This is a genomic window from Acinetobacter sedimenti, assembly GCF_022601685.1.
In the GTDB taxonomy this organism is placed as follows: domain Bacteria; phylum Pseudomonadota; class Gammaproteobacteria; order Pseudomonadales; family Moraxellaceae; genus Acinetobacter; species Acinetobacter sedimenti.
Genome location: NZ_JAKUML010000007.1, coordinates 21,166 through 34,578, shown reverse-complemented (window position 1 = coordinate 34,578; position 13,413 = coordinate 21,166). Strand labels below are relative to the sequence as shown.

Here is a 13,413-nt window from a genome sequence, read left to right as displayed (position 1 = left end):
ATCACCACATCGCAAAATAGGTATTGCCAATGAAATCATACTCGCCACTCACCTCTTTAGACGATTTACAGTACTACATCACGCCACCGCATGATTGTAGTTATTTGGCTCGTCGTTCAGCACGTATGGTTTTTCTTGATCCAATCCAACGCATCGACACAGTAACTTTATCAGAACTTTCTCGTTCAGGCTTTCGTCGTAGTGGTGATTTCATCTATCGCCCAGAATGCCATCTGTGTCGCCAATGTTTATCTTCTCGTGTCCCTGCTGATTTATTCATTCCAAATAGCCAACAAAAGAAAACCATCAAGCGTAATCAAGATTTAGAAATGCGTATTACGCCAACCTCGCAAGAGCAAGATCATCATTATGCCTTGTATGAGAAATATATTCGTCTGCGTCATCATGATGGGGATATGTTTCCACCGAGCTACGAACAGTTTGAAAAGTTTCTAGTCAATAGCTGTACTAATAGTTTTTTCCTTGAGCTTTGGAAAGATGATCGTTTATTGAGTGTCGCAACCTGTGACCAACTCGATGATGGGTTGTCTGCGGTCTATACTTTCTTTGAACCTGAAGAAGCGAAACGTAGCTTAGGCGTGTATTCCATTCTCAATCAAATCGACTATGTAAAAAGTCTGGGTTTAAGTTATCTTTATCTTGGCTATTGGGTGCCACATTCCAACAAGATGAATTATAAATCGCAATATGCACCACTTGAGATTTTGCTTGATGGGCAATGGCATCGTTTAAATAAACATTTGAATGCTGATGAAATACAACGCCTCGGTGATTCATTACTGACGACCTTGCCGTCACATTTAAGTCGATAATTGACTGAAGTAGAGGTTCTAATTGAATTACAACACTCTATCCTTAAAATTAACGTTCTATTTACTGCTCATGTTTGGCAGTTCTATTGTGTCTGCATTTGAGCCAAAGCGTATTATTGGCTTTTGGTCATTATTACCATCTAGTCCAAATGTAGCGAATTTAATTGAGATTGATGATAAAAAACAGGCAACTTTTTATACCATGACCTGTAATGCGGAAACACAGAATTTTCAGATTGATCATCAAGAGAAATTAGATTTCGACATTGACAGCAACAATATCATTTCATTTTATGAAAAAAATAATTCGCACAAAAAATCATTTCAAATATTAGCGTTAACTCCATATGAAATGAAGCTGACGCATTTCCCAAACGAACCGATTCACCTTGAAGAGGTATACATAAGAAAAGAACATCTAGAGCCAATTTGTATTGACTCAATGCCTTAAAATTTCATTCTTTTTAAATAAGATTATTGCAAAGTTTCCGCAGGAACTCGTACCCAACCCTCCATAATTACTCGTGCACTACGGCTCATAATGGCTTTTTTCACTTGCCATTGACCATTGTGTTGTACCGCTTCTGCACCGACTTTGAGCGTACCTGATGGATGACCAAATCGTACTGTTTGACGCTCACCACCACCTGCTGCAAGATTAACCAAAGTATTTGGAATAGCCGCTGCTGTACCGATTGCCACCGCTGCCGTTCCCATCATGGCATGATGCATTTTCCCCATCGACAGTGCTCGCACCAACACATCAATATCACTTGATAAAACATGTTTGCCACTTGATGATATATAGTCAATCGGTTTGGCGACAAAGGCAATTTTTGGGGTATGTTGACGTGATGCGACCTCGCTCACATCTTGAATTAAACCCATTTTCAACGCACCATAAGCACGAATGGTTTCGAACTTTGCTAATGCGTCATTATCATTATTAATTTGATCTTGTAGCTCTGTCCCTGTATAACCCAAATCTTCTGCATTTAGAAAAATCGTTGGAATGCCTGCATTGATAAAGGTCGCTTGAAAACTGCCAATATTGGGTACGTCAAGCGTATCCACCACATTTCCTGTAGGAAACATCGCACCGCCATCTTCACCATCATCGGCAGGATCAAGAAATTCGATTTGTACCTCTGCCGCAGGGAAAGTCACACCATCCAGTTCAAAGTCACCTGTTTCTTGTACTTCACCATCCGTCATTGGAATATGCGCAATGATGGTTTTCTCAATATTTTTCTGCCAAATGCGTACTGTACAAATGCCATTTTCAGGAATTCGATCTGCATCGACTAAACCGTTACTAATCGCAAATGCACCCACCGCAGCAGTTAAATTGCCACAATTCCCACTCCAATCGACAAAAGCTTTATCAATCGACACCTGTCCAAATAGATAATCCACATCATGATCAGCAACTTCACTTTTCGACAAAATGACTGTCTTACTGGTACTTGATGTTGCACCGCCCATGCCATCAATTTGTTTGCCGTAAGGGTCAGGACTGCCAATGACACGCAGTAAAAGTTGATCACGAATCCGTCCTGCTGTCTGCGCCGCCTCTGGCAAGTCAGTCAGTTCGAAAAATACGCCTTTACTTGTCCCACCACGCATATAGGTTGCAGGAATTTTAATTTGTTTAGCGTGGGTTTTTACTGATGTGAAAGATGACATTGAAAATCCTTTTAATCTTTGGCGAAACATGATTGGCTTGTTGAAGCAATTCGCTTAAACATCAAATAGCTTAACCACCAACAAGCCGTGCAAAGTGTAGCATTCACATATCACACAGAAAATTGATAAAAAATACCAAAACTAGGCATTATCTACCATTTCAGCAAATGTGGCTTTTGCCGCAGCAATGGTTTTGGCAATATCTTCGTCGCTATGCATAGATGAAATAAAGCCTGCTTCAAAAGCCGAAGGCGCAAGATACACACCACGCTTGAGCATACCGTGGAAAAATTGCTTAAATGCCTCAACATCACATTTCAACATCGCTTCAAAGCTTGATAAATCGTCTTGATCGGTAAAGTACATCCCGAACATAGCACCGACTTGTTGGGTTTTAAAGGCGATACCCACTTCATCAGCAGCAGATTGTAAACCTGTTAGTAATTTCGCCAGTTGCGCTTCAAGCTTTGCATAGAAACCATCTTGACAAATATGTTTAAACATCGCCAATCCTGCACGCATCGCCAAAGGATTTCCTGACAATGTGCCTGCTTGATACACGCCACCAAGTGGTGCGATACATTCCATGATTTCACGCTTCCCACCAAATGCACCGACTGGAAGCCCTGCGCCGATGATTTTCCCTAAAGTGATTAAGTCAGGCTCAACATTGTACAATGTATGCGCACCACCGAGCGCCACACGAAATCCTGTCATCACTTCATCAATGATAAATACTGCTTTGTATTGATCGCAAACACGACGAATCGCTTGTAAAAATCCATCTTTTGGAATGACGAGATTCATATTCCCCGCCACAGGTTCGACAATCACACCTGCGATCTCTGCGCCATATTTTTCAAAACATTGCTCTAAAGCGTCAATGTCGTTAAACGGCAAGACAATGGTATGTTTGGCAAAATCTTCAGGCACACCTTTGGAAGTTGGTTCACCAAAAGTCAATAATCCCGAGCCTGCTTTGACCAAGAGTGAATCGGAGTGACCGTGATAGCAACCTTCAAACTTAATAATTTTATCTCGTCCAGTATAGCCACGAGCAAGACGGATCGCCGTCATGGTCGCTTCTGTTCCTGAATTAGTCATACGGATTAAATCAATCGAAGGGAGAATTTCACAAATTACATCTGCCAGCGAGGTTTCAGCAACAGTCGGCGCACCATAACTCAGCCCATCTTCAGCAGCATTTTGCACAGCTTGCACAATATCAGGATGGGAATGCCCTAAAATCATCGGACCCCACGAGCCAACGTAATCAATATATTGATTGTCATCTTCATCCCATAAATATGCACCTTTTGCCCGTTTGATGAATACTGGCGTACCACCAACGCCTTTAAAAGCACGTACAGGTGAATTGACACCACCTGGAATATGCTTTGAAGCTTCTTCAAAAAGTTGTGCTTGTTTGGCAGAAGTGAACATAAAATTTCTCGATTTGAATAATTTAAAGACAGTTTCGAACTTCAATCGTAATTCGATTAAAAAGGATTAAATAATTTTGACCATGCTTGAACACGTTGTGGGATGAGTTCAGATGCAATCCCAATTATATCACTGACCACGGCGCATAAATCAGCACCTGCATCAATGACTGCTTGAGCATTCTCTGCTGTTAATCCGCCGATGGCGCAGATGGGAATATCAAATTGTTGTTTAGCTTGCTTTAAAACATCTAAACCAATATTGCCCGCTTCTGGTTTCGTCGTTGAGCCATAGATTGCGCCAAATGCCACATAGCTTGCGCCGTCTTTTATTGCTTGCTCAGCTAAGGACAGATCATTTAAACAAGTACGACCAATGATTGCGGACTCACCTAATACTTGCCGTGCCTCAACAATAGAGCCGTCATCTTGCCCAAGATGCAGATGTACGCCAAAACGCTGTGCTTGTGCTAAGTCATCATTAATAATTAAAGGGACATTGTACTGATTGCAGATTTTTAGAATTTTTTCAATTTCAGTATCTTGATGAGATTTTTCAACTTTTTTGCGACGATATTGCAACAGCGCAACTTGATCGGTCGCCAAGGCTGTCGAGATTTTTTCAATTAATAATTCAAAAGGATCATCATTGGTGATGAGATATAAGCCACGCATAGCACAAATAAAAAAAGTGTTGATGGTTTGAATTATAACCCATCAACACGCTGATAACGATTTAAGCGTCGTTTAATTGTGCATTATTTCGTAGTGAAGCGCTGACGAGAACGCATGACACTCAATCCCACCAAACCGAAAAGCATCAAAATACCGACACTACCACCACCACTACTTTTGCTACTAGAGCTTGTATTAATCGTTAACGTTGGTTGCTCTTTTTCAGGAGTTTCCGTTACTGGTTCTCCCACAACTTCGACAATCTCTAAGCCTGTATTATTTTTAATCCATTTCTGATAGCTAGAGATTTTGGTATAGACACCAGGGTAGCCTTCTTTACCACAACCATTGCCTGTACTGGTTATTCCTACGGCATAGGATTTCGCTGTGCGGTCTTTAAGCGTCAGACTAGAGCCACTATCGCCATAGCATGTATCGGATTTTGGTGTTGTCATGGATTCAGCACACATCATATATAATCCAATTTGCAAGGGATGGTAATTTGATGATGGAGAAATACACTCAACAACATTCAATGACGTAAATTTCAATGTTCTTGGATAAATTTTCTCGAGCTCTTCATCAGTAAACTCTTGATCCAAACAATACGTCGAATCGCTATTATTACAATCTTCAGTAACACCCCAACCTGAAGCAAATAGCGATGTTGAAGCACGTATATTTTGTGATTCAATATCTGGGCTAATGGTTTCAGTGATTTGACAATTATAGCCACATAACGCCATATCTACTGGCTTCTCTAGTTCCAATACAGCAATACCATTAAAAAGGTAGTGTCATGATATTGCTCATGAATAATACTGCGTTTGACTTTAATTGTTTGTCCTTGCTCCGAATCAAGTTTCTGCGTTCCGGCAAGAATGTCATAATTGACGACTTGCCTATCAATTTCCCCCCCTTAACACATTGCGCTGCACTCAATACCCAGCGATCAGAGATTAAACTCCCTGAGCAAATGTGTGCAGGATATGGATAGTCAGGATCAATGGTAATAGCTACTTGCCACGGAAACTCTGCATCAGTTGCGTCATTGCCATTAATAATGCCCGGTTGTAGTGTGCTACTGGCATAAGCAAATTGAATACACAGCGCAATTACAGCGATACAACGAATGATCCAAACCATAAAATTCATCAAAGTCTTCCTAATTATTGTGAGACTTCAAACATCATCATCTAGCTAAGTTACAGAATGTAATTTTTAAATCAATATTTTCATTCCATAAATGCTCTTAATTACTAAAAATTTAGCTTAAAGAACGCAGGCTACTCAGCGGTGAAATTTTCCATAACTTAGTCAATCGATAACGCCCAATGACACCACACAAGATCGCCATTAATATCGGTAAAATGAGCCAATACAAATAGTGTACAGACCACGGCATTTCCATACGCCACGCCACGATATAAGACACCATTTCGGCAAAAGCAATTGACAAAACCCCTGCACCAAATCCGATAAATGCCAGCTCTGTGGTCAGATAACGTTTTAAACTTTGCTGCGACATACCAATCGCACGAAGTAAAGCCACTTCTTGACGGCGTTCGTCCATCATCAAATTCAAACAAGCAAGCAACACCAAAAGCCCTGCGGAAAACACCAAGAAAGCAAGAAGACTTACCACTTGCGTAATGACATTCACAATACGTTTTATTTGCTCAATAATGCCGTCAATATCAATAAATACTGTGGTTGGAAATTGCTGAATCACATTCACCAATTGTTCTTTTTCTGCATCAGGTACATAAAAACTGCCGAGATAGCTTCCTGCATTTTCATATAACGTATCCGGGGAAAAGATAAAGAAAAAGTTTGGACTAAAACTCTCCCATTCCACTTTTCGCAGGCTGACAACTTTTGCTTTGAGCTCATCATCAGGCAGTTGAAAGCCCAGCTCATCACCAATTTTTATACCCAAATTATCCGCTGTTTCTTGCTCAACAGATACTTGATGTGTCGCTGTAAAGTTTTTTGTACCCGCAGTTAACTCATTGTCCGCAGGAAATTGATCGGCTTGGGTCAGATTGAGCTCACGGCGCAAACTGTTATTTTCACGAATCAATTCAGGTAAAAAGGCTTGTCCATTTTTGGTAATTAAGCGCCCACGAATATTGGGATAAAATGGCGTGCGATGCCAGCCCAGTTGATCAATCTGATCGACTAAGGCTTTTTGATCGAACGGCGGTAAACCATAAACAAATTGATTGGGCGTATTTTCAGGCAGTTGATTTTCCCAACGATTTTGCAGATCACCGCGCAATAAAAACAGCACTGTAATTAAGCTGAGTCCCAATGCCAAAGCGGTCATTTGCAGACTCAGCTGTGCAGGTGCTCGAAGCCATTGTTCAAATCGTGCATTACTTTTGCGAATCGAGCTGAGCACAGCCCACATCAGTAAAAATAACAACACACAAAGCAGTGCCAATGCGCCTATCACCATCAGACTAAGCGTGAGATTTTCTGTTAAATATAAGGTGAAAATCGCAAGGCTAAATACAGCAGACAGCGCCAAAGTCCAAAGTGCCATAGGATCAATCTGACTATTACGAAGCACTTGAATCGGTGGCACTTTGGCAAGATGCAAAATACTCGGCAACACAAAACCGAGTAAAATCACTAAGCACGTCAAAATCGCATTCGGCAAAGGACCAATTAGAATCGAGAAAATTGAAAATTGTAGATGTATATTTGGCATAGTGCTCAGCATCAAATTCAGCAACAAATAGCCAAAAATCACGCCAAAAATAGTACCGATAATGGTGGCAATCCCACCAACCACACCTAATAAACCAAGATATGCAAAGATAATTTGCCCACGAGACGCGCCCATACAACGTAGTAAGGCGATATGATCTTGATTCTGCGCCACATAACGCTGACATGTCAGTGCAATGGCAATACCACACAGCAATAAGGTCAATAGATTCGCCAATTGCATAAAGGTATCGAGATTGCGTATTGGTCGCATCAGCCGTGAATTGCCTTCGCTGGCGACACGCAGTTTCAGCGGTTCTTCGATGAGCTTTTTATTTTCAGTTTGGAAGGCTTGTAATCGCTCGGGTTGCCCTGCCATCAATAGTCGATAATCAATCCGACTACCGACTTGTACCGCATTAGTCCGAGCGACATCATTTTGATGAATAATCACCGTTGGCGAAAAGGCTGAAAAACCTGTTTCTTGATTGGCATCATAGGTAATTTCGCCAGTCACGGTAAATGATCCATCAGCAATATCGACTTGATCGCCGACCTTGACATGAAGCAAATCAAAAACACGCGGACTGAGCCAAATTTCACCTGATTTGATCGGCTTGGCAGTCGGTGAAATATCCAGTTCACCCCGTAGGGGAAATGCATCATCGATTGCTTTGACATTGACCATGACGAAATGCTCGCCTGTATGTGCCATCGAGCTAAATACGGTACTTTGCGAAGTCTTTAAACCGTGGTGTATTGCGCTTTGTTGCCATGTATCTGCAAGCGGCTCATTGGATTCGATCAGCATATCCGAGGCAAGCAATTCCCCTGCTTGTTGCTCGATCGCATATTGAATTTGTTGATTACTAAATCGTAGTGCAGTACTGGCGCTGATCGCCAATGCCAAAGCAACGACCAGTAAAGTAATCCCACCGCTGTGAAAACTCTGCCGAAGTAAACTTGAAAATAAACGCATACTTATACATCCATCTTCAAGTCAGATAATGCATTGCGAAGTGTACTTTCCAATAGATTACCGTCTTCAAGTTGTAACTGTCGCTGACATTGTGAAGCAAGTTTTTGATCATGCGTCACTAACACCAATGTCGTACCAAGCTCATGATTCATCTGAAATAAAAGCTGTTCAATCTCTTTTGCAGTATCTTGATCAAGATTGCCTGTCGGCTCATCAGCAAACACCACTTTTGGCTCTGTGACCAACGCTCTGGCAATGGCAACACGTTGTTGCTCACCACCTGATAAGACTTTAGGCGTTTGTGACATTTGGCGTACCAGTCCGACTCGCTCAAGCATTGCTTGGGCTTTCTCTTTTGCTTCATTGTAACGATAGGCACTTTGCAATCGCATCGGCAGCAACACATTATCCAGTGCGCTCAGATGTGGTAAAAGCTGGAAAGACTGAAAAACAAAGCCAATATTTTCCAAACGTACTTTGGCACGTTGTTCTTCTGACATGCTGTGAATCGCATGACCACAAAGATGCACTTCACCATCAAAAGGCTGATCAAGTGCTGCAAGCAAACCCAGTAGCGTAGATTTTCCTGAACCTGAACGTCCTGTAATTGCGACTTGTTCCTTTTCAGCAATTTTTAAATCAATCGACTTTAATACATGGATACGCTGATCATGGATTTGTATAACTTGTGAGAGCTGTTGCGTTTGAATCATAGCGAATACTTACAATAAATTTTTAATTGTGCAATAGAATGTTAAATAGAATTAATCAATAACACATCTGTAAAACACAACTATGGCAGAATTACGTAGCAAGACGAGGCTAGTAAATTATTTTTTACAAAAAATATTGAATAACACACTTCTGAAGAATATTAAATAAACATGTCTAAGCAAATGAAAACACTGATATAATCGACAAAGAAGAAGTTTTGTTAGACTTGAAAAATCAACTATCTCAATTAATCAGTTGAGATTGTGATTTTTTTACAAAATGTCTTGAAAGCACTTGAACGAGTATACTATTCTATAAAGTGTATAACATATATACATTTAGTGTAATATGATCTAATTGATTTATTGACCTAGGGAATGTACTAACGATGAAAGCAACAAAAATTATTTTGGCGTCAAGCGTTTTAGCTTTGATGGCTGGATGTGGGGGAAGTGGCGATAGTAAGACTCAACGTACAGTTGAACGACCTACTACTTCTGCTATTTCTGAACTAAAACAAACCTACAAATACCAATTAGTTTTTGTAGATGCTACTGGCACAACACTTGAACCAATTGACGATGAGCTTACTGTCACATTTGCAGGTACTGCAACTGATGTCGTTGATTCTACTGGCGCATCATTAGCTGGCAAAACTGTTGCTGTTACTGACGGTATGTTATCGATTGCAGCAAACTTATCTGATAGCAATTATTTCACAGTAGTAGCTGGAAATCGTAGCAAGGGCTGGCAAGAAACAGGTATTCAACTTTCAAAGACCAATTCTAAAGCGGGTAGTCAAACTGTTTTAGTTAAATTACTGAACACTGGTGATGCAGCTACTATTAATGCAAATACTAACCTAGGTTTAGCAATGGTTACTGAAACTGCGAATCTAGGAGCAGGTTACACCAAGTCTACAACTGCTAAAACAGTGAACAACGAGTCTATTGGTACTGCTACTATCTCTATCCCAGCTGGTACTAAAGTTTATGACGAAAATGGCGCTGAACTGTCAGCAAATGGTGTGAACGTATCTATTGTTAAATTTGGCAATAATGAATCTCGCGCACTTTCAGCTTTCCCAGGTGGTTTCGCACCAACTGTAGTAGACTCTACTGGCGCTTCACGCAATGATGGTGCATTCATTACTGGTGGTTTTGCGCAGTTTAACTTAACAGCGGCTAACGGTACTCCAATTAAGAAATTTAGTGGCAATATTGAACTTTCAATCGATCTACCTAAAGATTCTAAAAACCCAGCTACAGGTGCTGCATTAGCAGTTGGAGATACATATCCTGTATGGAGCTTTGACGAAACAACTGGTAATTGGAAATTTGAAGCCAATGGTACCATTTCAGCTAAGGCGAATGGTGATTGGACTGTAACATTTACTACGAATCACTTATCTTATTGGAACTTAGATTATTACTACAACACGTGTACAGCGACATTGAATTTGAACCGTACAGCACAGGATAATCGTCCATTAAACTTTGAAATCATCGGTGAAAATGGATTACGTTTCTTCCGTTCATATTCTGCTGTTCGTGATTCTTCTCAAACCATCTTCAACTACCCACGCAATACCAAAGTTAATGTTAAAGTGTTAAGTGGTAATACTGTAGTTGGTGAAACAACTGCTCCTGTTGATCTATGTGCTGGTGCATCTGTCCCTGTAGCAGCTCCATCTAATGTTGTGAGTGGAATTACAGTAAATGTAACTGAAAGTTGCCCAAGCGGATCAAACAAACGCCCTGTCCCTGCATATATTGATTTAGTGCGTTCAGATTGGAGCGATTGGCTATTTGAATATGGTACATCTGGCAACTTTACTGGTTTAGAGCAAGGCTCTCAATACAATCTTTGGGTTTACAATACTCGTAATTGGAGCTTCCAATCTCAAGTGATTACTGTTGGTGCGACATCACAAACCATCGACATCAACTATCCGAACCTTCAGTGTGAATCAGTTGTAATTACTGGTGCAAGTGGCGCTTCGAATTAATCAATACCCACCTACTATGGAGCTTCGGCTTCATAGTGGATTTTCGAATAATAAGACTTTAAATTAATTGTACTGATTTATAATCTTATCATTCTGTTTTTACAGTGGTCACTTATTCTTTTTCAATAATTTTAATATTCAACTATTTTAGGAATTTTCTGTGTTTAAAAGATCTCAAATCCACTTAGCTATTTTGAGTTGCTTCTTTGTCACTACACAAGCATCCGCAGAAATTTCTGGAATTAGCCCATCAGGATTTACTGGCGCACTTTCAACACCCGTAGCAAAAAGCTTAGATCATGGTAATTTTGCATTGGGTTATAGCAACAGCTTGGACTCCCAAATTCAAAATACTGGGTATGATGATCACAACTACGTTTTGGGTATAGGTATACTACCTAATGTAGAGTTATTTGGTCGGCTTGCAGATCGATCAAATGATGAGGTTTGTTTTAGTGGTGATTGTATCGTTCGAGATTTATCCGCGTCGCTAAAAATAACATTGCCGACACTACCCTGGGGAATGCTCACCCCCAACTCACCTCTCCAACCACAATTTGCAATTGGCGCTACCGATATTGGAGGCGCCGCTGCTAACTTTCAAACAGTTTACGGGGTAGCTTCTTGGCAATTGCAGGATCTAGATATCAGTTTAGGATATTCTGAAGCAAAAGAACATGGATTAAAAAACCGTGTTGATGGGACATTTGCTAATATTATTTATCAAGCAACTCCATGGGTTCAAAGTATTGCAGAATACGACGGAAAAGATGCACAACTTGGTTTACGCGCTCTAACACCACCGCAAAGTTTACCAGCCAACTTTAATCTAAGCGCAGATCTAAAGTATGACTTTGCAAATGATGGGGATTTCATTTGGGGACTGAGTTTACAAAGACCTCTTGCCTTCTATCCTGATAATCGACCTTCTGATCACGATACAACAGGATATACTCTTAATGAAAATAATCACCACACAGAGCTCCCTAAAGTAATTCAACCTAAAAATATAGCTGTGAATACAAGTGTTAGTTTTAAAGATAATTACAGTGACAACTTACCAACTTTGAAACAAGCTTTAAAAAATCATGGTTTTGACAATATCGTAGTATATAATTTTTCAAACAATAAGTTAGTTATTACACTTGAAAATCAGCTATACCAATGGAATGAGTTAGATGCGATTGGTGCTATTTTAGCTATTTACTATAAGTCTATGGTTCCGCTAAATAGCAATACATTAGAAATTATCTTAACCAAAGAAAGCCTTCCATCATTAGCCATTGAAGTAAACACTCAATGCTTAGATACATGGCTTGCCACAAGTAATAAAAACTGTCAGCAACAAGCGATTAAAAATTTGATCACTGATAGTCAATCATTACGCAATATAATGAAAGATTTAGAAAACCATAAAGATCATTTACATAATTCCTCCCTAATAGGCAAACCAAGAATCACTCTTGCTCCTGTACTCAATTATGCTTTAGGAACAGAGTTAGGAGTATTTGATTACTCTGTAGGAGTATCTAGCACATTAGAAATTCCATTACTGTGGGATGGTTTATTGGCTGAAGCACGTTATATCCATCCCGTTGATAATAGTATCGACTTTGAAGAAAATGGAGCTTTTCATAATCAAAGCCTTGACAGTGGGATCGACCGAGCGATGTTACATCAATACTTCGGAGCGAGTAAAATTAATGCGCATATTGCGGTCGGGCAACTCTATCCTGATACCTACGGTACATTTGCTGAAACAAGATACGTCACACCGAACCAATTACATCAATTCAATTTGACGGTTGGATATTTCCAGTATGATAATGTAGAGGATGACTACCAACCTGTATTAGCAGGATATAGGTACCAACTTCCAAATCATGATGTACAGTTAGAATTAAAAGCTGGTCAATTCCTTGATGGTGATATCGGCATGAAAGCACTTAGTCGGTTTACGTTTTCCGACACTGACATTAATGTATTTTATCAACAAACAAAACAAGACAATGAAAATAGTGCTCGTAGCTTTGCTGGTTTAGAAATCGTCCTACCATTGACACCAAAGCGTGCTTTTAATACAAATTGGTTGAAAGTATCTGGTGACAATCATTACACACAATCAATTCGAACTGAAGTAAATACAGATAGGAATTTAATAGCTGGATCAGGTTCAAGAACACGTCTTTATGAGGCACCCCTAAATCTAGATAACATGCTCTACAACAGAGATCGGCTATCACACTCATATATCTATAGACACTTCGATCGTATTAAATCTGTTTTTATAGAACAAATAAATAAGTAAATACTAATTAGCTCTATAAGCTTACAGTAATAAAAAGACACTTTAAAAAAGTG

The 13,413-nt window shown here is 40.0% G+C and carries 11 protein-coding genes; 4 read left to right on the top strand and 7 right to left on the bottom strand.

Translation table 11 applies throughout. The features are described from left to right. The first annotated feature begins 29 nt into the window (after window positions 1-29). Window positions 30-833, top strand: coding sequence for an arginyltransferase (locus tag MKI79_RS05575; RefSeq protein ID WP_241571065.1), 804 nt, complete (start codon window positions 30-32; stop codon window positions 831-833). Window positions 834-921: 88 nt separating this feature from the next. Continuing rightward, window positions 922-1,284 (top strand): hypothetical protein, encoded by a 363-nt coding sequence (locus MKI79_RS05570; protein ID WP_241571064.1) that lies wholly within the window; start codon window positions 922-924, stop codon window positions 1,282-1,284. Window positions 1,285-1,307: 23 nt separating this feature from the next. On the opposite strand, the gene prpF is transcribed toward MKI79_RS05570, so the two are convergent. From prpF to MKI79_RS05540, 7 genes are all read right to left on the bottom strand, one after another. Further along, window positions 1,308-2,519, bottom strand: a complete 1,212-nt coding sequence (gene prpF, locus MKI79_RS05565) for a 2-methylaconitate cis-trans isomerase PrpF (protein WP_241571063.1) — start codon at window positions 2,517-2,519, stop codon at window positions 1,308-1,310. A gap of 141 nt (window positions 2,520-2,660) precedes the next feature. Next, on the bottom strand, window positions 2,661-3,962 hold the full coding sequence (gene hemL / locus MKI79_RS05560) for a glutamate-1-semialdehyde 2,1-aminomutase (RefSeq protein WP_241571062.1): 1,302 nt from the start codon (window positions 3,960-3,962) through the stop codon (window positions 2,661-2,663). 56 nt (window positions 3,963-4,018) lie between these two features. After that, window positions 4,019-4,636 (bottom strand): thiamine phosphate synthase, encoded by a 618-nt coding sequence (gene thiE, locus MKI79_RS05555; protein WP_241571061.1) that lies wholly within the window; start codon window positions 4,634-4,636, stop codon window positions 4,019-4,021. Window positions 4,637-4,719: 83 nt separating this feature from the next. Further along, the gene (locus MKI79_RS11670; RefSeq protein ID WP_274619069.1) at window positions 4,720-5,406 is read right to left on the bottom strand and encodes a trypsin-like serine protease; all 687 of its coding nucleotides are present in this window, start codon (window positions 5,404-5,406) and stop codon (window positions 4,720-4,722) included. A 13-nt stretch (window positions 5,407-5,419) separates the two neighbouring features. After that, the gene (locus MKI79_RS11665; RefSeq protein ID WP_274619068.1) at window positions 5,420-5,791 is read right to left on the bottom strand and encodes a trypsin-like serine protease; all 372 of its coding nucleotides are present in this window, start codon (window positions 5,789-5,791) and stop codon (window positions 5,420-5,422) included. Between the two features lie 112 nt (window positions 5,792-5,903). Continuing rightward, entirely contained in the window at window positions 5,904-8,330 is a 2,427-nt protein-coding gene (locus MKI79_RS05545) for an ABC transporter permease (RefSeq protein ID WP_241571060.1), read from the bottom strand. A gap of 2 nt (window positions 8,331-8,332) precedes the next feature. Then, window positions 8,333-9,043 carry an ABC transporter ATP-binding protein gene (locus MKI79_RS05540; RefSeq protein ID WP_241571059.1) on the bottom strand — a complete coding sequence of 237 codons (711 nt, stop codon included), beginning with the start codon at window positions 9,041-9,043 and terminating at the stop codon, window positions 8,333-8,335. A 389-nt stretch (window positions 9,044-9,432) separates the two neighbouring features. On the opposite strand from MKI79_RS05540, the gene MKI79_RS05535 reads away from it, so the two are divergent. Together MKI79_RS05535 and MKI79_RS05530 are read left to right on the top strand one after the other, a co-directional pair. After that, window positions 9,433-11,052, top strand: coding sequence for a hypothetical protein (locus tag MKI79_RS05535; RefSeq protein WP_241571058.1), 1,620 nt, complete (start codon window positions 9,433-9,435; stop codon window positions 11,050-11,052). 160 nt (window positions 11,053-11,212) lie between these two features. Then, complete coding sequence (locus MKI79_RS05530; protein ID WP_241571057.1) at window positions 11,213-13,360, top strand: YjbH domain-containing protein; 2,148 nt, start codon at window positions 11,213-11,215, stop codon at window positions 13,358-13,360. The last annotated feature ends 53 nt before the right edge of the window (window positions 13,361-13,413 follow it).

Excerpts from the sequence above, each read along its gene's own strand:
- hemL (WP_241571062.1), bottom strand. The coding sequence starts at position 3,962 with ATGTTCACTTCTGCCAAACAAGCACAACTTTTTGAAGAAGCTTCAAAG.
- MKI79_RS05540 (WP_241571059.1), bottom strand. The coding sequence starts at position 9,043 with ATGATTCAAACGCAACAGCTCTCACAAGTTATACAAATCCATGATCAG.
- prpF (WP_241571063.1), bottom strand. The coding sequence starts at position 2,519 with ATGTCATCTTTCACATCAGTAAAAACCCACGCTAAACAAATTAAAATT.
- MKI79_RS05535 (WP_241571058.1), top strand. The coding sequence starts at position 9,433 with ATGAAAGCAACAAAAATTATTTTGGCGTCAAGCGTTTTAGCTTTGATG.
- MKI79_RS05545 (WP_241571060.1), bottom strand. The coding sequence starts at position 8,330 with ATGCGTTTATTTTCAAGTTTACTTCGGCAGAGTTTTCACAGCGGTGGG.
- MKI79_RS11665 (WP_274619068.1), bottom strand. The coding sequence starts at position 5,791 with ATGAATTTTATGGTTTGGATCATTCGTTGTATCGCTGTAATTGCGCTG.
- MKI79_RS05575 (WP_241571065.1), top strand. The coding sequence starts at position 30 with ATGAAATCATACTCGCCACTCACCTCTTTAGACGATTTACAGTACTAC.
- thiE (WP_241571061.1), bottom strand. The coding sequence starts at position 4,636 with ATGCGTGGCTTATATCTCATCACCAATGATGATCCTTTTGAATTATTA.